The 18,671-nt window shown below is 66.7% G+C and carries 16 protein-coding genes; 9 read left to right on the forward strand and 7 right to left on the reverse strand.

Annotation, left to right across the window (positions count from 1 at the left end; genetic code table 11):
* The first annotated feature begins 30 nt into the window (after positions 1-30).
* The 3 genes from RMR04_RS20375 to RMR04_RS20385 all read left to right on the forward strand — a co-directional run bounded on the left by RMR04_RS20375 (position 31) and on the right by RMR04_RS20385 (position 3,025).
* Complete coding sequence (locus tag RMR04_RS20375) at positions 31-627, forward strand: hypothetical protein (protein ID WP_311910178.1); 597 nt, start codon at positions 31-33, stop codon at positions 625-627.
* Positions 617-2,074, forward strand: a complete 1,458-nt coding sequence (locus RMR04_RS20380; protein WP_311910179.1) for a hypothetical protein — start codon at positions 617-619, stop codon at positions 2,072-2,074. Before RMR04_RS20375 ends, RMR04_RS20380 begins: the two co-directional genes overlap by 11 nt.
* A gap of 186 nt (positions 2,075-2,260) precedes the next feature.
* Entirely contained in the window at positions 2,261-3,025 is a 765-nt protein-coding gene (locus RMR04_RS20385) for a hypothetical protein (RefSeq protein WP_311910180.1), read from the forward strand.
* 10 nt (positions 3,026-3,035) lie between these two features.
* Here the strand turns inward: RMR04_RS20385 and RMR04_RS20390 are convergent, their stop codons facing one another.
* On the reverse strand, positions 3,036-4,742 hold the full coding sequence (locus RMR04_RS20390) for a methyl-accepting chemotaxis protein (protein ID WP_311910181.1): 1,707 nt from the start codon (positions 4,740-4,742) through the stop codon (positions 3,036-3,038).
* A 520-nt stretch (positions 4,743-5,262) separates the two neighbouring features.
* On the opposite strand from RMR04_RS20390, the gene solA reads away from it, so the two are divergent.
* The 5 genes from solA to RMR04_RS20415 all read left to right on the forward strand — a co-directional run bounded on the left by solA (position 5,263) and on the right by RMR04_RS20415 (position 11,119).
* Positions 5,263-6,402: an N-methyl-L-tryptophan oxidase gene (solA, locus tag RMR04_RS20395; protein ID WP_311910182.1), complete on the forward strand. Its 1,140-nt coding sequence runs from the start codon at positions 5,263-5,265 to the stop codon at positions 6,400-6,402.
* 27 nt (positions 6,403-6,429) lie between these two features.
* On the forward strand, positions 6,430-7,326 hold the full coding sequence (locus RMR04_RS20400) for a DMT family transporter (RefSeq protein WP_311910183.1): 897 nt from the start codon (positions 6,430-6,432) through the stop codon (positions 7,324-7,326).
* Positions 7,323-8,510, forward strand: a complete 1,188-nt coding sequence (locus RMR04_RS20405; RefSeq protein WP_311910184.1) for a multidrug effflux MFS transporter — start codon at positions 7,323-7,325, stop codon at positions 8,508-8,510. Before RMR04_RS20400 ends, RMR04_RS20405 begins: the two co-directional genes overlap by 4 nt.
* 138 nt (positions 8,511-8,648) lie before the next feature.
* Positions 8,649-9,248 carry a TRAP transporter small permease subunit gene (locus tag RMR04_RS20410; RefSeq protein WP_311910185.1) on the forward strand — a complete coding sequence of 200 codons (600 nt, stop codon included), beginning with the start codon at positions 8,649-8,651 and terminating at the stop codon, positions 9,246-9,248.
* A 206-nt stretch (positions 9,249-9,454) separates the two neighbouring features.
* Positions 9,455-11,119: a TRAP transporter large permease gene (locus RMR04_RS20415; RefSeq protein ID WP_311915894.1), complete on the forward strand. Its 1,665-nt coding sequence runs from the start codon at positions 9,455-9,457 to the stop codon at positions 11,117-11,119.
* A 164-nt stretch (positions 11,120-11,283) separates the two neighbouring features.
* On the opposite strand, the gene RMR04_RS20420 is transcribed toward RMR04_RS20415, so the two are convergent.
* Positions 11,284-12,150, reverse strand: coding sequence for an NAD(P)-dependent oxidoreductase (locus RMR04_RS20420; RefSeq protein WP_311910186.1), 867 nt, complete (start codon positions 12,148-12,150; stop codon positions 11,284-11,286).
* A gap of 149 nt (positions 12,151-12,299) precedes the next feature.
* On the opposite strand from RMR04_RS20420, the gene map reads away from it, so the two are divergent.
* Positions 12,300-13,049, forward strand: coding sequence for a type I methionyl aminopeptidase (map, locus tag RMR04_RS20425; protein WP_311910187.1), 750 nt, complete (start codon positions 12,300-12,302; stop codon positions 13,047-13,049).
* Positions 13,050-13,080: 31 nt separating this feature from the next.
* Here the strand turns inward: map and RMR04_RS20430 are convergent, their stop codons facing one another.
* The 5 genes from RMR04_RS20430 to rocD all read right to left on the reverse strand — a co-directional run bounded on the left by RMR04_RS20430 (position 13,081) and on the right by rocD (position 18,462).
* Positions 13,081-13,797 carry an ABC transporter permease gene (locus tag RMR04_RS20430; protein ID WP_311910188.1) on the reverse strand — a complete coding sequence of 239 codons (717 nt, stop codon included), beginning with the start codon at positions 13,795-13,797 and terminating at the stop codon, positions 13,081-13,083.
* Positions 13,794-14,522, reverse strand: coding sequence for an ABC transporter permease (locus RMR04_RS20435; RefSeq protein WP_311910189.1), 729 nt, complete (start codon positions 14,520-14,522; stop codon positions 13,794-13,796). Before RMR04_RS20435 ends, RMR04_RS20430 begins: the two co-directional genes overlap by 4 nt.
* Before the next feature lie 74 nt (positions 14,523-14,596).
* A complete protein-coding gene (locus RMR04_RS20440) occupies positions 14,597-15,376 on the reverse strand; it encodes a transporter substrate-binding domain-containing protein (protein ID WP_311910190.1) in 780 nt (259 codons plus the stop codon).
* 197 nt (positions 15,377-15,573) lie between these two features.
* Positions 15,574-16,818: an MFS transporter gene (locus tag RMR04_RS20445; RefSeq protein ID WP_311910191.1), complete on the reverse strand. Its 1,245-nt coding sequence runs from the start codon at positions 16,816-16,818 to the stop codon at positions 15,574-15,576.
* Positions 16,819-17,244: 426 nt separating this feature from the next.
* A complete protein-coding gene (rocD, locus tag RMR04_RS20450; RefSeq protein ID WP_311910192.1) occupies positions 17,245-18,462 on the reverse strand; it encodes an ornithine--oxo-acid transaminase in 1,218 nt (405 codons plus the stop codon).
* Positions 18,463-18,671: the final 209 nt, after the last annotated feature.

The raw sequence follows: 18,671 nt of genomic DNA on the forward strand, positions 1-18,671 counted from the left end.
GTTTTGGCCCGTTCCGGTTGCAGGCGTTTCATGCTGAGTCGTGTCCATTCCCGGATCAAGGCGCTCCCGCGCGCCGCGTTCCGCCTGGTGCAGGACACCTTCTTCGTGAGGCTGGTTCTGGCGGCGATAAGGCTGTGGCGCGATGTCCGTTTTCCCGCCTTGCTGCTGACCGGCGTCCTCCTTCTCTGCCTGGCCTTCGCCGGTGTCTCGGCACGGACAGTGTTTACGACCTTGCGGCCAGCAGCGACCACGGCGATCGGCCCCGGCATCGCCGCAGTCTTCGCCTTCCTCATCGTGCTGGAATTATGCGCCGCCAGCGCGCTGACTGCGCTGCAAGGCTTGCTGCGCCTGTCCTACGACACCGGCCGCCACCGCATCGGCACGCTGTTGACGATGCTTGCGCTCATTGCCGCCGGCGTCGCGGCCCTGGCGCTGGCGGCGGTAGCTGCGGGCTCTGCCTCGCTGCCTGGTCACAGCGCGCTCTTCATCGCCACGCCGCTCCTGATTCTGGTCGCGCTCTGGTTCGACAGGGCCTATCGCCGCCCAGCCTTTCCGCGCTTCCGCGATTTCCACGCCGACATCGTCGATGTCCGCAGCTATCTGGCGCGAGCCTCTCATGAGCGATGATCGCGGCAGCGGCCCAAACGTGCCGCCGATTACCGGCTATCACCTGGCCGAGACGGTGCAGGCCGGCCTGCGCGGCGCCGGCGACGCGCTCGCCAACAACCCGCCGGCTCATTCCGCCCTGCCCTCACAGACCGAGCTTGGCCTGCTCGCCCGCGTCACCGAGCTTTTCAACGGCATCCGGCAGGAGGCGACGGCAAAGCTTGGCGCGCTCTATGCCGAAATCATCGGCAAGCGCGAGGCGCTGACGGCGGAGCGCTACGAGACCCGCATCAGGCGCATCGAATCCGGCATGCGGGCGCTGCTGAACAAGCATGGCGGCGAGCTCGAGCAGACGGTTTTTGAGGCGCTGAAGGCCAAGCGCGAATACGAGTACTTCAACTACGTCAATCAGCGCAGCAGCGACCCTAAGCTGGAGAAGTGGCAGTTCACGCTCGCCTTCCTGGTGGTGCCGCTGGCGATCGAGAGCCTGCTCAACGGCAATTTCTTCGCCGATGCCAGCGATTTCGGCCTGATCGGCGGGGCGGCGACCGCCGTGATCATCTCGGCGCTGAACATCTCGCTCGGCTTCGTCATGGGCCTGTGGCCGGCGCGCTATTGCCAGCACGTCAAGGCCTCGCATCTGTTCTGGGCGCTGCCGGCCTATGCCGGGATGATCGCGCTGATCGTGCTGTTCAACCTCGCCGTCGGGCATTACCGCGAATTGCTGATCGCCAATCCCGACGCCGCCTCGCAGCAGGTGGTGCCGCATATGCTGGCGAACCCGCTCGGCGTCTACGAGCTCAAATCGATCGCGCTCGTGCTGATCGGCTGCCTGATCGCCTTCTTCTCCGCAGCAAAAGGCTATTCGGCCTTCGGCAGCTATCCCGGCCAGGCCTTCGCCTATAAGCGCTGGCGGCAGCGCTGGGAGGCGGTGGAGCGGGAGCGCCGCCGGGTCGACACCGAGCTTGCGCCCGAGCTCGAACAGATCCGCGGCCAGGTCGAGGGGTTCCGCGAGGATTGCCAGAGCGAGATCAGCCGGCTGCAGCTCGCCAAGGCCAGCGCCGACCAGATCCGCGACCATTATCTCACCCGCGTCGCGCAGCTGCGCGCCGCCAAGGACGCCGCCGTGATGCAGTATCGCGAGGCCAATCTCAGGGTGCGCACCGATCTGCCGCCGGCCTATTTCTCGCAAGGCATCAACCTGCCCGAGATCGACCAGCCAGCCGAACTCGTCGACCATTCCAGGCTGCGGGCGCTGATCGAGGATGTCGAGCGCCAGTTCGCCAATATGCCGGCGCTGATCGAGGCCAAGCTCAAGGACCAGCTGGCGCTGGTGCGCGGGGTCGATCTCGCCGGCGAGATCGAACGCCTGAAGACACGCGCGGTCGAGGCCGGGCGCGAGGCCTATGAACGGGACGAGGCCAACCGCAAGACGATCCATGCGGAATTTTCCGCGACGCCGCGCTGAAGCCGGAGCCTTGGAGATGTCCCACAGCCCTCATCCTGAGGAGCCATTCCGCAGGGAATGGCGTCTCGAAGGACGCTCCAGATGGTTCCGGAGCCTCCTGGAGCATCCTTCGAGACGCCGCTTCGCGGCTCCTCAGGATGAGGGCTCACATATCCAGACGGGTGCTGGGGCAGATTGCGACGAGGCATGAAAAGCGAACATTGGGCGATCACCGCCACCATCCTGGCCGGCCTCTCGCTCGCCGGCTTCTTCGCCGCCCCAAAGCTGCTCAGCGGACCGCCGCGCGATGCCGAGACGCTCTGCAGGAAGAGCGGGCCGGTCGGGCATACGCTGATCCTCGTCGACAAGACCGACCCCTGGAGCGACGTTCAGGCGGCGCGCTTGAAGAAGCTGGTCAAGCAGGTGGGCGAGGCGCTGCCGGCCGACCGGCTGATGTCGATCTATGTCTTCAAGGACGTGTTCGAGCCGAATTTCCCGCCGCTGCTGGCGCTATGCAATCCCGGCCGCACGGTCAGCGAACTGATCGGCAATCCGCGCCGCGACTATGTCAGATGGGTCGAGAAATTCGGCCGCCCGCTTGACGAGGCGCTGACGGTGCTCGCCCAGCCGGCCAAGGGCAACCTCTCGCCGATCGTCGAGGCGATCGGCGACGTGCTGGCGCGCCGCGAGAACCGCGTGCCGAGCGGAGACCGGGCGCTGCTGCTGGTCTCCGACATGCTGCAGAACTCGCCGCAATTCACCGTCTTCGGGAACAGCCCCGGCGCGCGCGATCCCGAGCGCCTGCGCCGGCTCGTCGGCAAGACCTGGACCGACGCTGATGGCGCCTCATGGCGCCTGCAGGTGCATCAGGTCCAGGGCGTCTACGATGCCGCCCGGCTCGAACAGGCGAGCTCGCTCTGGCAGCAGGCTTTGCGGGCGCTCAACATCCCCTTCGCCTGGGACCGGCTTTAGAGCCGGGTGTTCACATCCGATACGCCATGCGCACGCCGCCCCAGTGGCGGCCATTGATCCGCAGCGGCGCATCGACCTCGCGCATCAGGTCGGTGACGCCGCCGCCCATGTCGCGCCGATAGGACTGGACCAGGAAGGGGCGCACCGAGCGCGCCGCCATGATGCCGGCCCGGTCGTCGAAGATGCGCCGGTTGCGGCTATGCGCGATGTTCCAGTCCGGGTCGCCCGGACGCTGCGGCTGCGCGAAGGCTGCGTTATGGACCGGGATATAGCCGTTGCGGTCGATCGGCAGGGCGAAGACCAGGCGGGGGTCACTCGCCAGGGTCTGCGCCAGCAGCGGCGGCAGGGTCGCCTCGAGCGTCGGCAAGGCGAGGTTGGCGTATTGCGGCGGATCGGTCTGCGGCAGCAGCCGGTAGTCGATGTCGAAGAGGTCGTCCTCGCTCAGCCGGCGTGCCCGCAGCGCCTGCAGCATGACCTGCGCGATGCTGTCGGCAAAGCTCTGTGCCGCCACGATCAAGGGCCGGTATGAGCGCTCGATCTCGCCCAGCAGCGCCCGCAACGGCGCATTCGCCTCGACCGCGCCCGGCTCGAAGGCGATATGCAGGCCGAGCTCGCTCGTCGCCATCAGGCGGCAGGCGAGCGGCGGCAGCTCATCGATCCTGATCGTTCCCCTGACGCCGAGCCGCGGCGCCTGGGCGACGCTTGCAAGCAGCGCCCCGCCGAAGCCGAGATCGATGGTCTGGCTGACGATGCGTTGCGCGCCGAGGCTGACCTCGGCGCGGTGCTCGGCGGGAAAGCGGTCATATTGGCGGCGGTCGGCGAAGGCGGCGTGCCGCAAGGTCGGGATGAAGCGCCGCAGCATGTTGTCGGCCTGGCGCACGCCATCTGACAGGGAGCTGCGCGCCCGGGCGCTGTCGTCGGCGGCCGAGAGCGCGACGCGGTCGATCTCGTCGACACGGTGCAGCACGGTCTCGACGAAGCGCGCCGTCTCACCGGCGCTCCGGGAGAGTTCGGCGGCAGCCGCAGCCTGCTCCTGTGCGGCGCCGCCGATGGAGGCGATCACCGGGTTGACGTCGCGCACCATGGTGAGCGCGTCGTTGACGATCGCGGCCGAGCCCTGCGCCGCCTGGGTGAGATTGTCGACGCGACGGCGGATATGGTCGACCGCCTCGCGCACCTCGACCGAGAGTGTCTTGACCTCCTGCGCCACGACGCCGAAGCCTCGCCCGGCCTCGCCCGCGCGCGCAGCCTCGATCGTCGCGTTGAGCGCGAGCAGATTGGTCTGCCTGGCGATCTCGGCGATCGAATCGACGATGCTGCGGATCTCGACCGTGGCAACCGCGAGCCCGGTCATCATCTCCGTCGCCTCACCGGCGCGAGTGGCGGCGGCGTCGAGCCGGTCGCGGGCGCTGATCATGGTCGCGCCGACATGCTCGGCCGCGTCCGAGACATGCTGCGTCGCGGTCGCCAGCGCGGCCGAATTGATGCTGGCGGTGAAGGTCGCGGCGCGCACGGCCGCGATGCTGTCATGGATCTCGCGCGAGCGCCCTTCGGCATGGGCGGAGAACTGCTCGGCCTCGCCAAGACCGCCGGTCAGGCGGCGCATCGCCGCCACGACATCCTGCTCCAGCGTGCTGACGGCCTCGTGCAGCGCGCCGTCGTCATAGGTACCCTCAAGCGAGGCGTCGCTCGCAGGCACCGACAGCGCTTCGCCCATGGCGGGCCCCTGCCCGGCCGCCACGTGGTTTCGACTGCCTATCCAGCGCCGAACCTTGCCGAGCATCAACCAATCCTGAAGTGAGGAGAAAGCGATCTTTTATCAGCCGACATCATTAACAAAGCTTCACCGGCGCAGGCCGCAGACCGGCCGAGAGCCGGATGATTTCAAGGGCTTTGTCTCGATCACCTATGCGCCGTCATCCTGGGCGACCGAAGGTCGTCCCGGGATCCATCGTAGGGAGCCGCGCTCTACGATGGATCCCGGAGCTGCGCCGCTGACGCGGCTTGTCCAGGATGATGGCGCGGGTGATGGAAAGCGATCGGAAGCCCCTGATATCGCTCGGTTCAATTCAGATCAGATCCTAGAGCAGGATCGGTGCGAAAAGCCGGTCCCCACGTTTTTGCATCCAGCTCTAGACCTTCTGGGCATGGACCCTGGGGAAAGCGGACGGTAAAGCTCTGCGCCCGCCTTCCTGCCGCGCCCCGAGTCCTTGCCTGCCGCCCGCGAGCCTTCCGCCATGACGAGCCATAGCTACGATGTCATCGTCGCCGGTGTCGGGGCCATGGGCTCGGCCGCCTGCTGGCACCTCGCCAAGCGCGGCCTCAAGGTGCTCGGCCTCGAGCGCTTCGACCTCGGCCATGCCATGGGCTCCTCGCACGGGCTCAGCCGCATCATCCGCCTCGCCTATTTCGAAGGCTCGCATTACGTGCCGATCGTGCGGCGCGCCCATGAGTTGTGGCGCACCACCGGAGACGAGGCCGGGATGAAGCTCCTGCACGTCACCGGCTCGATCGATCTCGCGCCAGAGGGTGCAGGTCCTGTCGAATCCTCGCTGCAATCCTGCCTCGACCACGGGCTCGTCCATGAGCGGCTCGACGGCCGGGAGATCGCCCGGCGTTTCCCCGCCTTCCAGCTGCCGGAGGGCCATGTCGGCCTGTGGCAGCCCGATGGTGGCTTCGTCGCCTCGGAAAAGGCGATCTACGCCCATGTCGGCCTGGCGCAATCGCGCGGCGCCGAGATCCGTACCGGCGAGCCGATGCTCGACTGGACCCCGACCGCGCAAGGCGGTGTCATGGTGCGCACCGAGCGCGGCACTTACTCGGCCGGGCGATTGGTGATCACCTCGGGCGGCTGGATCGCAGACGCCGTGCCGGCGCTCGCCAGCAAGGTCTCGACCGTGCGCCAGGCGATCGGCTGGTTCACGACGCGCCGGCCGGAGCTGTTTCGCGAGGGCGCCTTTCCGGTGTTCATCCTCAGCGTCGAGGAAGGCGCGTTCTACGGCTTCCCGCTCTATGAGCATCCGGGCTTCAAGCTCGGCGGCCCGCATTTCGGCCGGGAGCCGATGGATCCGCGCGACGACGACCGCACGCCGAGCCCGCGCCAGGTCGCGCTGATCCGCGAATGCCTGAGACGCTACATCCCCGACGCCGCCGGCGACCCGCTGACCCTCAAGGGCTGCATCTACACCGTCTCGCCCGACGAGGATTTCATCATCGACGCGGTGCCCGGCGTGCCTCAGGCCGTCTTCGCCTCCTGCTGCTCCGGCCACGGCTTCAAATTCGCCAGCGCGATCGGCGAGATCCTCGCCGATCTATCCACCTCCGGCCAATCGGCCTTCGACCTCACGCCGTTCTCGCTCGACCGCCTCGCGGCCTGAGCGATACCCGCGCAACGGAAGCCAGCCTTGGCCAGTGCAGCCACAAACCGCCGCGGCATCATCGCCATGCTGACGGCGATGTCGCTCTTCGTCTGCAATGACGCGCTGATGAAACTGGCGCGCGAGGCCTATCCGGCCGGCCAGGCGATCGCATTGCGCACCGTCTTCGCAATGCTGGCGGGGCTCGCCTTGGTGCTTGCCTTCCGCGAGGGCGACAAGCTGATGCTGGCGCTGCGCCCCGTGGTCGTGCTGCGCGGCGTGATCGAGGCCAGCGTCGCCCTGTCCTTCGTCTGGGCGCTCGGCCGGCTGCCGCTCGCCAACATCACCGCCATCGGCATGGCCTCGCCCCTGATCATCGTCGTGCTCGCCGTGCTGATGGGCATCGAGAAGGTCGGCTGGCGGCGCACGGCGGCCGTCACGGTCGGCTTCGTGGGCGTGCTGATCGTCGTCAGGCCGACGGCGGAAGGCTTCAGCCCGGCTGCGATCGTCGCCTTGCTCAGCGCCCTGCTCGTCGGCTTCCGCGACCTCCTGACCCGTAGGATCGACAAGGATATCCCCTCGACCGTGGTCTCCTTCACCACGACGATGATCATCGGGGTCATCGCCCTGGGCTACGGCATCGTCGAGGATTGGGAGCCGGTCTGGCGGCGCGAGACGGCCTATGTCGCGGTCGCCGCCGTGCTGGTCTCGACCGGCAGCTTCTTCATCATCAGCGCCTTCCGCGACGCTGATGTCGGCGTGATCTCGGGCTTCCGCTATTCGGTGGTGATCTTCGCTGTCATCATCGGCTATCTCGGCTGGGGAGATGTTCCCGACCCCCTCGCCTTCGCCGGCATCGCGCTCATCGTCGGCAGCGGGCTCTACACGATGCACCGGCAGCGGGTGCGCCCCGATTCCAATCTCAAGATCGCCAGAGCCGAATGAACGCCGCCGCCATGCGCGCCAAACCGACACTGACCGTGCTGGTGGCGATCTCGACGCTGCAGCCGATCGCGCTCAACCTGCTCGCGCCCTCGACGCCGACCCTCGCCCGGCATTTCACCGCGAGCTACGCCACAATCCAGCTCACGCTGACGCTGTTCCTCGTCGCGGTCGCGCTGATGCAGCTCGTCATCGGCCCGCTCTCCGACAGGTTCGGCCGGCGGCCCTGCGTCAATGCCGGCATCGCGCTGTTCCTGCTCGGCTCCGTGCTCGGCGCGCTCTCGCACTCGACGGGCATGCTGCTGCTGGCGCGCGTGCTCGAAGGCGCCGGTTCGGGCTCGGCCTTCGCCCTGTCGCGCGCCATCATCCGCGACAGCGCCGGCCGCGACGAGGCGGCGAGCCAGATCGCCACCGTCACCATGGTGATGGTGGTGGCGCCGATGCTCGCACCCTATCTCGGCGGCCATATCGAGACCTGGTTCGGCTGGCGCATGATCTTCTGGTTCATGACGGCGTTCGGAGCCGGCGTGCTGCTGCTGACCATCGCAAAGCTGCCGGAGACCGCGCCCAATCTCGGCCAGCGCAGCGCGCTGTTTGGGGTCTTCCGCGCCTTCCCGCTGCTGATCGGCGACCGCGGCTTCGTCACCAATGTGATCGCGCTGTCGATGACCTCGGGGGCCTTCTTCGGCTTCGTGGCGGCCGCCCCCTTCATCGTGGTCGAGACGATGGGGCATGGGCCAGACGCCTATGGCGCCTATTTCATCCTCAACGCCTTCGGCTACATGGTCGGCAATTTCGCGATGTCGCGCCTGGCCGTGAAGCTCGGCACGAGACGGTTGATCCGAAACGGGCTGATCATCTCTTGTGCGGCGATGAGCGTGGCGCTGGCGCTCTCGCTGAGCCCGGTCTGGACGCCGCTCGCCTTGTTCCTGCCGCTGGCCTTCAACGCAGCCGGCAACGGGCTGACGATCCCCGGTGCGACGGCCGAGGCACTCTCGGCCAGGCCTGAGCTCGCGGGCTCGGCGGCGGGGCTGATGGGCGCGATCCAGCTCGGTTCCAGCGCGCTGGCAACCATTCTCATCAGCTGGCTCGTTACACTTTGGCCGCAGGCGCTCGTCGTGATGATGTGGCTGATGATGGCGGCGGGGTTATTTGCGTTGCGTTTCAATAGGATCGCGCGAGATTGATACAAATCTCCTTGGGTGGGCATCCCCTGCCGATTGCGCCGCACAATCTTGTACTGCCCTACTCCTTGATATAACAGCGCTGCATACCCGCCATAAGCGGGACACAATCGGGACGCAGCCCGCATCGGGAGGATGGACGTGGAAGGACTACTCAAGGTCAGCCGCGTGATCGACACGATCAACGGCCAGATCGGCAAGAAGATGGCTTGGCTGATCCTGCTCGCCGTCATCGTCGCGACGGTCAACGCGATCATCCGCAAGCTCTTCAACGTCTCGTCCAATGCCTGGCTCGAACTGCAATGGATGCTGTTTGGCGCCGTGTTCCTGCTCTGCGCCTCCTGGACGCTGCAGGTGAAGGAGCATATCCGCATCGACATCGTGAACAGCCAGCTGCCCAAGAGCGTGCAGCGCTGGATCGACCTGATCGGCCACGCGCTCTTCCTGATGCCGTTCTGCGTGCTGATGATCTACCATTCCTGGCCCTTCTTCACGCGCTCCTATGTGATCGGCGAGCAATCGCTCTCGGCCGGCGGGCTGCCGCAATGGCCGGCCAAGGGTCTGCTGTTCATCGGCTTCCTGATGCTCGCCTTCCAGGGCGTCTCCGAGATCATCAAGCAGATCGCGATCATGCGCGGACATCTCGAAGACGACGAGACCTTGCGCGGCCATGCCGCCGCGGCCGAGGCCGAAGCCCAGCGCCTGCTCGACCAGGCCAAGGCCCAAGGTTTGGCTTCGTGAAGAGCCCTGGCTTCGTGAAGAGCCTTGGCTTCGTAAACAACGCTGGCCGCGCAGACACCTCCAGAGACGTCCGGACCCCTTCCATGACCGCATCCCGCCTTGCGCGCAGCGCCGGCCTCCTGGTCGCGCTCACCGTCACCGCCTTCTTCAGCCTTCATACCGGTGACGCCCAGGCGGCCGGCTTCGGCGATTTCATGCGCGTCAACATGGCGCCGGTGATGTTCGCGGCGCTCGTGCTGTTCCTGCTGCTCGGCTATCCCGTCGCCTTCGCGCTTGCGGCCAATGGCCTGTTCTTCGCCATCGTCGGCATCGAGCTCGGGCTGTTCCAGGAGAACTTCCTGCAGGCGCTGCCGGAACGCATCTACGGCACGATGAACAATGACGTGCTGCTGGCGATCCCGTTCTTCACCTTCATGGGGCTGGTGCTGGAGCGCTCCGGCATGGCCGAGGACCTGCTCGACACGATCGGCCAGCTGTTCGGACCGATCCGCGGCGGCCTCGCCTATGCGGTCATCTTCGTCGGCGCGCTCTTGGCTGCCACCACAGGCGTGGTCGCGGCCTCCGTCATCTCGATGGGCCTGATCTCGCTGCCGATCATGCTGCGCTACGGCTATGACCGCCGCCTCGCCTCGGGCGTCATCGCGGCCTCGGGCACGCTCGCGCAGATCATCCCGCCCTCGCTCGTGCTGATCGTGCTCGCCGACCAGCTCGGCCGCTCGGTCGGCGACATGTATGAGGGCGCCTTCATTCCCGGCCTCGTGCTGGCAGGGCTCTATGCCGGCTATGTCTTCCTGGTGACGATCGTCTATCCCGACCGTGCGCCCGGCCTGCCGCCGGAGGCGCAGACCCTGCGCGATTCCGACGGCCAGACGCGGCGGCGCTCGCTGCTGGTGGTGACGATCCTCTCCTTCGGCGTCGGCATCGCCTATATGAAGTACTTCACCAATGTCGGCGCCGGCGCCGACTTCGTGGTGCTGACCATGTCGATCGCGGTGGGCGTGTCCTTCGTGATCGCGCTCGCCAATAAATGGCTCGGCCTGGGCCTGCTCTCGCGCATGACCGAGCAGGTCGTGTTCGTGATGGTGCCGCCGCTGGCGCTGATCTTCCTGGTGCTCGGCACGATCTTCATCGGCCTCGCGACCCCGACCGAAGGCGGCGCGATGGGCGCGGCCGGCGCGATCCTGCTCGCCTTCGGCAAGAAGCGCCTGACCTTCGACCTGCTCAAGCAGGCGACCGAGTCGACCGCCAAGCTCTCGGCCTTCGTGCTGTTCATCCTGGTCGGCGCGCGCGTGTTCTCGCTAACCTTCTACGGCGTCAACGGCCATGTCTGGGTCGAGCATCTGCTCGTCTCGCTGCCTGGCGGCCAGACCGGCTTCCTGATCTTCACCAACGTGTTGGTGTTCTTCCTCGCCTTCTTCCTCGACTTCTTCGAGCTCGCCTTCATCATCGTGCCGCTGCTGGGACCGGCGGCGGACAAGCTCGGCATCGACCTGATCTGGTTCGGCGTCATCCTTGGCGTGAACATGCAGACCTCGTTCATGCACCCGCCCTTCGGCTTCGCGCTGTTCTTCCTGCGCTCGGTGGCACCGAAGAACCCCTACCGCGACAAGGTGACCTCCAAGATGATGGAGCCCGTCACGACCGCGCAGATCTATTGGGGGGCCGTGCCCTTCGTGGTGATCCAGTGCATCATGGTCGCGCTTGTCGTGATCTTCCCGAGCATGGTGATGCACTACAAGGCCTCGGCCGTGCAGCTCGACCAGAAGTCGATCGACAAGCAGTTCGACTCGATCCAGATCCCGGGCCTCGGCGGCTCCGGCGGCCTCCCGGGGCTCGACCTCAACGCCCCGCCGAAGCTCAACCTGAACTGAGGCGAACAGCCCCAAGACGCAAAAGGCCCCGGAGCGATCCGGGGCCTTTTTCTTGGTCGTCATTGCGAGCGCAGCGAAGCAATCCAGGGGGACGTCGAGCTCTGCCGCCGCTGGATTGCTTCGTCGCTTTGCTCCTCGCAATGGCGGGGGCAGCGAGCCTGCGCTCAGTCTTCGAGCCGCGCGATCAGGCTCGACGTGTCCCAGCGCCTTCCGCCCATCTTCTGGACTTCGGCGTAGAACTGGTCGACCAGCGCGGTGACGGGGAGCTGCGCACCGTTGCGGCGGGCCTCCTCCAGCACGATGCCGAGATCCTTGCGCATCCAGTCGACGGCGAAGCCGAAATCGAACTTGCCGGCATTCATGGTCTTGCCGCGGTTCTCCATCTGCCAGGAGCCGGCCGCGCCCTTGGAGATCACCTCCAGCATCGCCTCGACATCGAGCCCGGCGCGCTTGGCGAAATGGACGCCCTCCGACAGGCCCTGGACGAGGCCGGCGATGCAGATCTGGTTGACCATCTTGGTGAGCTGGCCGGAGCCGGCTGGGCCCATCAGCTTGCACATGCGCGCAAAGCTCGCGATCACCGGCTCGGCGCGGGCATAAGCCTCCGGCTCGCCGCCGCACATCACCGTCAGCACGCCGTTCTCGGCCCCGGCCTGGCCGCCCGAGACCGGCGCATCGATGAAGCCGAAGCCGGCCGCGGTCGCAGCCTCGTCGAGCTCGCGGGCGACGCCGGCCGAGGCCGTGGTGTGATCGACGAAGATCGCGCCCTTCGCCATGCCGGAGAAAGCGCCGCCCTCGCCCAATGTCACCGAGCGCAGATCATCATCATTGCCGACGCAGGAGAAGACGATCTCCTGGCCCTTGGCCGCCTCAGTCGGGGTCGGCGCGCTTGCGCCGCCATGCTGGGCGACCCAGGCCTTCGCCTTCGCCGGGTTACGGTTGTAGACCGTGACCTCGTGGCCCTTGGCCTTGAGATGGCCGGCCATGGGATAGCCCATCACGCCGAGACCGAGGAAGGCGACTTTGGTCATGTTTCGCTCCGCTGCGTTTCTTGAAATGCCGGAACGGGCTTAGCGCGCGACGGGCCAACTGAAAAGCAGCGCGGCTGTGCCGCCCCGCATGCGCAAAATGAGGCTGCGGTTGTTGTCGCCTGCCGCCGGACCGGATAGGGCATGCGGCCATGACGATATCCAATGATGACGAGCTGAAGGAATTGCGCGAGATCAGCCGCATCGTCGCCAACACGCTGGCGGCGATGGGCAAGGCGCTCGAACCCGGCATGACGACGGCAGAGCTCGACCAGATCGGCCGCGCGGCGCTGGAAAACGCCGGCGCTCGCCCAGCTCCGGAGCTCGCCTACAGCTTTCCCGGCGCGACCTGCATCAGCGTGAACGAGGAAATCGCCCACGGCATTCCCGGCCCGCGCCGGATCGCTGCGGGTGATCTCGTCAATATCGACGTCTCCGCCGAGAAGAACGGCTTTTTCTCCGATACTGGAGCTTCCTTCGCTGTGCCGCCGGTCTCGCGCCGCACTGAGCGGCTGTGCCGCGACGGCCGCCGCGCGCTCTGGGCCGGGCTCGGGCAGGTCGGCGCCGGCAAGCCGCTTGCGGGCATCGGGCAGGCTGTCGGCCGCTTTGCGCAGAAGAACGGCTACACGCTGGTCCGCAACCTGGCGAGCCATGGCGTCGGCCGCTCTCTGCACGAGGAGCCGACCGAGATCGCGACCTGGCCGGAGCGCTCGGAACGCCGCATGATGCATAGTGGCCTGGTGTTCACGGTCGAGCCGTTCCTGTCGCTGGGCGCGAACTGGGCGCAGAGCGGCGACGACCCCTGGACCCTCTATGGCGAGCCGCGCGCACCGACGGTCCAGTACGAGCATACGGTCGTGGCGACCACGAACGGGCCGCTGGTCCTGACGCTTCCGGGCTGACGACCGCGCCGCGCGGTATCGCTGCGTAGCATCAGCGCAGCGCCATATGCCGGGTCAGCCTGATTTCGAACCTGTCCCAGACGCGCCGGATCACCTCGACCAGCACGAGATAGATCAGCGCCGCATAGAGATAGATCGTCAGGTCGAAGGAGCGCGCGAAGGCGAGCTTGGTCGCGCCCATCAGGTCGTAGAGCGTCACCAGCGAGGCGACCGCGCTCGACTTGATCATCACGATCAGCTCATTGCCGAGCGGGCGCAGCCCCAGGATCATCGCCTGGGGCATGATGACATGGCGCAAGGTCGCCCAGCGATGCAGGCCGAGCGACAGCGCGCCCTCGAACTGGCCGCGCGGAATCGACTGGATGGCGCCGCGCAGGATCTCGGCCTGATAGGCGGCGGTGTTGATGGTGAAGGTGAAGAGCGCGCAATAGAACGGTTCGCGGAAGAACCACCACAGCCCGACATCCTGCCAGAACAGGCGGAACTGGCCGAGGCCGTAATAGATCAGGAAGAGCTGGCAGAGCAGCGGCGTGCCGCGGAAAAAGGTGGTGTAGCCGTTGATCGCGATTTGCGCCCAGCGCGGCCCGTACAGCCTGGTAATGGCGAGTCCGGCGGCCAGCATGAAGCCGATCGCGACGGAGATGACGACGAGCTCGGTGGTGATCCAGAGGCCGCCGGCCATGCGGCAGCCATAGTTCTGGAAGACCTCGCTGCCGAGGAACCAGCCGGGATATTCGCACCAATTCATCGCGTCGCGCCCCCGAAGGCGGCGATGCCGCGATTGCTGCGGGCCTCCAGCTTCGCCACGCCCCAGGCCGAGGCCAGCGAAAAGGCGAGATAGATCAGCATCGCCGCGCCGAAGAACAGGAACGGCTCCTTGGTCGTGACATTGGCGCGCGTGGTAATGAACATGATGTCGGGCAAGGTGATGACCGAGACCAGCGAGGTCTCCTTCAGCAGCACCATCCAGTTGTTGCCGAGCCCGGGCAGCGCCACCCGGATGAGCTGCGGAAACACGACCAGGCGAAAGGCCTGGCTCCGGGACAGCCCGAGCGCGGCGGCGGCCTCGCGCTGGCCCTTCTGGATCGAGTTCAACGCGCCGACCCAGACCTCGCTGGAGAAGGCCGAGAGCACGACGCCGAGCGCGACCATGCCCGCGACGAAGGGCGGCATCGAGAAATTGCCGGGCAGGCCGAGCCGCTGCCAGAGCTCCTGCAGCACCACCTGGATGCCAAAATAGATGATGTAGAGCGTCAGCAATTCGGGCACGCCGCGGAAAACCGTGGCGTAGACCGTCGCCAGCCAGCGCGGGACGATTTTCTGCGAGCGCTTGCCGAGCGCGACGATCAGGCCGAGCGCCAGGCCGAAAGGCAGGGTCGCGAGCGCGATCGAGATGGTGATGCCGGCGCCCTGGAGCAGGGCAAGACCCCAGCCGCCAGGGCCGAAGCCGAGCAAAGCAAACTTATCGAACATGAAGCAGCCGGTGCTCGGGGCTGAAGGTGTGAGCCGGCGCGGAGAAGCCGCGCCGGTCGATCAGGCTGGCCCGATCAAATGATCGGGATCTTGAAGTACTTGTCGGCGATCTTCTTGTGCGAGCCGTCGGCGAGCGATTCGGCGATGGCCTTGTTGAACATCTCCTTCAGCGCGATGTCCTCCTTGCGCACGGCCCCGGCGACGCCGGCGCCATGGATCGCGGGATCACGCTCGATCACGCCGATCTGCTTGCAGCAATCCTTGCCCTTGCCGTTGAGGAAATCCTCGAGCGAGAGCGAGTCGGCGATGATGTAGTCGAGCCGTCCGCTGAGCAGGTCGAGGTTGGCCTCCTCCTGCGTCGGATAGGGGCGCGCGGTCGAATCCTTGTAGATCTTCTCGACGAAGTTGGCGTGGACGGTCGAGCCCTGGACACCGATCGCCTTGCCCTTGAGCGCAGCCGGCGAGACATCGGTCGAGGTCGTGGTCTTCGGTCCGATGATCCAGATCGGGGTCTTGGTGTAGACCGAGGTGAAATCGACGCGCTTCTTGCGCTCGTCGGTAGCGTTCATGCCGGCAATGATGATGTCGTATTTGCTGGCGAGCAGCGCCGGGATGATGCCGTCCCAATCCTGCACGACCCAGCTGCATTTCACCTTCATCTTCTCGCAGAGAAGATTGCCATAGTCGATCTCGAAGCCTTCCAGCTCCTTCTTGGCGTTGAGGTTGTTGAAGGGGGGATAGGCGCCTTCGGTGCCGATCCGGATCTCCTTCCACTCCTTGGCTTGCGCCAGAGCGCCGGTTGCGCCGACGACCGTCAATGCGGCCGCGGCGATGAAACGAACGAATGCTTTCATAAGACCTCCCACAGGTTCGGCCGGCCGGGCGTTTCGAGTTCCCTGGTCCAGCGCGTGCTCATAGATTGGGCGATCTTGCATCCTTGCCGCAAGTGGGCAGGCGCGCCTTTTATGGGCCGACGCGCCCAATTATTCCGCACGTCAACCCATTGTTTTTATTATGAAAATAAGCCATCAGACGAAAACGGCCTGTCGCTTCAGCCGATGCGATGGGCGCGCGAGCGACGCGCGGCCGCACTGAGACGGTCGTCGAGGAGCGCAATCAGCCAGACGGCGAGCCCGCCCAGCGCCAGCGCGACGCCGACCCAGCCCGTCGAGGTCCAGCCATAGCCGGCCGCGATCGCCATGCCGCCGAGCCAGGGACCGAGCGCGTTGGCGGTGTTGAAGGCGCTGTGGTTGAGCGCGGCGGCAAGCGTCTGCGCATCCTCGGCCACGTCCATCAACCGGGTCTGCAGCACGATGCCGAGCCCGCCGCCGCAGCCGATCAGGAAGACCACCAGCGAGATCGCCCAGATGTTGCCGGCGGCGATCGGAAAGAGCGCGAGCGAGGCGGCGCTCCACAGCAGCATCGCGCCGGCGGCCGGCATGGTCGCCTTGTCCGCGGCCCAGCCGCCAATGAGCGTGCCTGCCGTCAGGCCGAGCCCGAAGATGGCGAGCACCATCGGCAGCAGCGCCGGCGAAACCTGCGTCACCTCCAGCAGGGTCGAGGCGACATAGGTGTAGACCGCGAACATGCCGCCGAAACCGATGGCGCCGATGCCGAGCGTCAGCCAGACCTGCCGGCGCTTCAGCGCGCCGAGCTCGCGCAAGGGGCTGGCGCCCGGTTGCAAGCGGTCGCGCGGCACGAAGGCATAGACCAGGAGCGCGGTTGCGACCGCCAGCAGCGCCACGATGCCAAAACCCCAGCGCCAGCCGAGAGCCTGGCCCATCCAGTTGGCGATGGGCACGCCGAGGATGGTGGCGATGGTTAAGCCCAGCATCACGCGCGCCACGGCCTGGGCGCGCCGGTTGGGCGGGGAGAGCGAGGCGGCGACCAGCGACGCCACGCCGAAATAGGCGCCATGCGGCAGGCCGCTGAGAAAGCGGAAGGCGAGCATCCAGCCATAGCTCGGTGCCAGCGCGCTCAGCAGATTGGCGACGGCGAAGACGCTCATCAGGCCGATCAGCAGGGTGCGGCGCGTGATCCGCGCCGCCAGCACCGCGATGATCGGCGCGCCGACGACGACGCCCAGCGCATAGGCGCTGATCACATGCCCGGCCGAGGGCTCGTCGATGCCCAGCCCCTTGGAGAAGAAGGGCAGCAGGCTCATCGCGGCGAATTCGGTCGTGCCGATGGCGAACCCGCCCATGGCGAGCGCAAACAGGACGAGCGCCAGATGCGTCGACGGCTGGCCGACCGCCACGGCGATCTCGGCATGGCGCGTCTCGGTCGCAGCCGTCATGAATGTCGTCCCTTCCTAATACCGGCAGCGCAGCAATTACGCTGCAGCGCAGCATGAGTGTTACCCATGCTGCCTGCGCCGGATCAACAGGCAATGGCGGGACAAGCCATGCCGGCATTGCATGATGGGGCATCGCATTTGGAGTTTAGAGCTCTCATCCCGAGAGGCAGGCTTGGCACGAAGCCAATGATGTCAATGGCTCAGCCTTGATCATCACCCGCGCCGTCATTCCGGACGCAGCGAAGCGGAGATCCGGAATCCATCGTAGAGTTCGGTGGCCTCCGATGGATTCCGGATCTGCGCCGCCAAAGCGGCTTGTCCGGAATGACGGCGCGGGTGATGGCAAACGATCGGACGCCCTTGATATCGCCCGATTCATGTCAGGCCAGCCCCTCAAGACGAGGGCTAGAGTTTCCAGACCAGCGCTCAGGCCGCAGCCCTGGCTCCCGAGGCCGCGTCCTTGAACACCGCCTCGCAGCGGGCGAGCCCCCAGTCGAGCTCGGCGCGGTTGATGGTCAGCGGCGGGGCGAAGCGGATGACGGTTTCATGCGTCTCCTTGGTCAGCACTCCGGCCGCGGCCAGGGTTTTGACCAGCGCCTTGGCGGACGCGATCTTTGGGTTGATCTCGACGCCGACCCAGAGGCCGAGGCCGCGCACGGAGCGGGCGAGACCCAGGCTCATCGCCTCCAGCCGCGCCTTCATATAGGCGCCCTGCGCCGCCGAGCGCTCGACCAGGCGCTCCTCCTCGATCACGCTAAGTGCCTCCAGCCCGATCGCGGCGGCGAGCGCATTGCCCCCAAAAGTCGAGCCATGCGAGCCGGGCTCGAACAGGCTCATCACCGCCCGCGAGGAGAGGAAGGCCGAGACGGGATAGACCCCGCCGCCCAGAGCCTTGCCGACGATCAACCCGTCCGCGCGGATGCCCTCATGCTGATGCGCGAACCAGCGCCCGGTGCGGCCAAGCCCCGACTGGACCTCGTCGAGAATGAGCAGGACATTGTGACGGTCGCAGAGCGCGCGCAGCGCCCGCAGATAGCCGGGCGGCGGCACGACGATGCCGGCCTCGCCCTGGATCGGCTCGATCAGGATCGCAGCGGTGTTGGGCGTGATCGCAGCCGCCATCGCCGCAACATCGCCGAAGGGCACAGTGACGAAGCCCGGGGTGAACGGGCCAAAACCGTCGCAATAGCTCTCCTCCGAGGAGAAGCCGACGATGGTCGTGGTGCGGCCGTGGAAATTTCCGGCCGCGACGATGATCTCGGCTGCGCCGTCCGGGATGCGCTTAACGCGATGGCCCCAGCGCCGCGCCGCCTTGATCGCGGTCTCGACCGCCTCGGCGCCGGTGTTCATCGGCAGCGCCATCTCCTGCCCGGAGACCTCGCAGAGCTTGGCCAGGAACGGGCCGAGCGGCTCGGTATGGAAGGCGCGGCTGGTGACCGCGAGCTTGCGCGCCTGCTCGGAGAGCACCTTGAGGATGCGCGGATGGCCATGGCCGAGGCTGACTGCGGAATAGCCGCTCATCATGTCGAGGCGGCGCACGCCAGCAGTATCGGTCAGCCAGACGCCCCCGCCATGGGAGAGCATGATCGGCAGCGGCGCATAATTCTGCGCGCAGACGGCCTGTTCCCGGTCAATGGCGTTCATGGCGGCTCTCCCTGGCAAGATCTGCTTGCAAGCCCTGCTCGCAAGGCCCGAGGATAGGCCCGGCGCAGCAGCCGAACTTGTCCGGGGCGCGGGAGGAACGCAGCCGAATCTGTCGTTCAGGCGACAGGACCGGGTGGCCGGGCTCGCGGCCACTCCGCGACAAGGCTATAGCCGTGCCTGCCCCGCCCTCTGCCCTGCCGCGAGACCTG

This window comes from Bosea sp. 685 (assembly GCF_031884435.1).
In the GTDB taxonomy this organism is placed as follows: domain Bacteria; phylum Pseudomonadota; class Alphaproteobacteria; order Rhizobiales; family Beijerinckiaceae; genus Allobosea.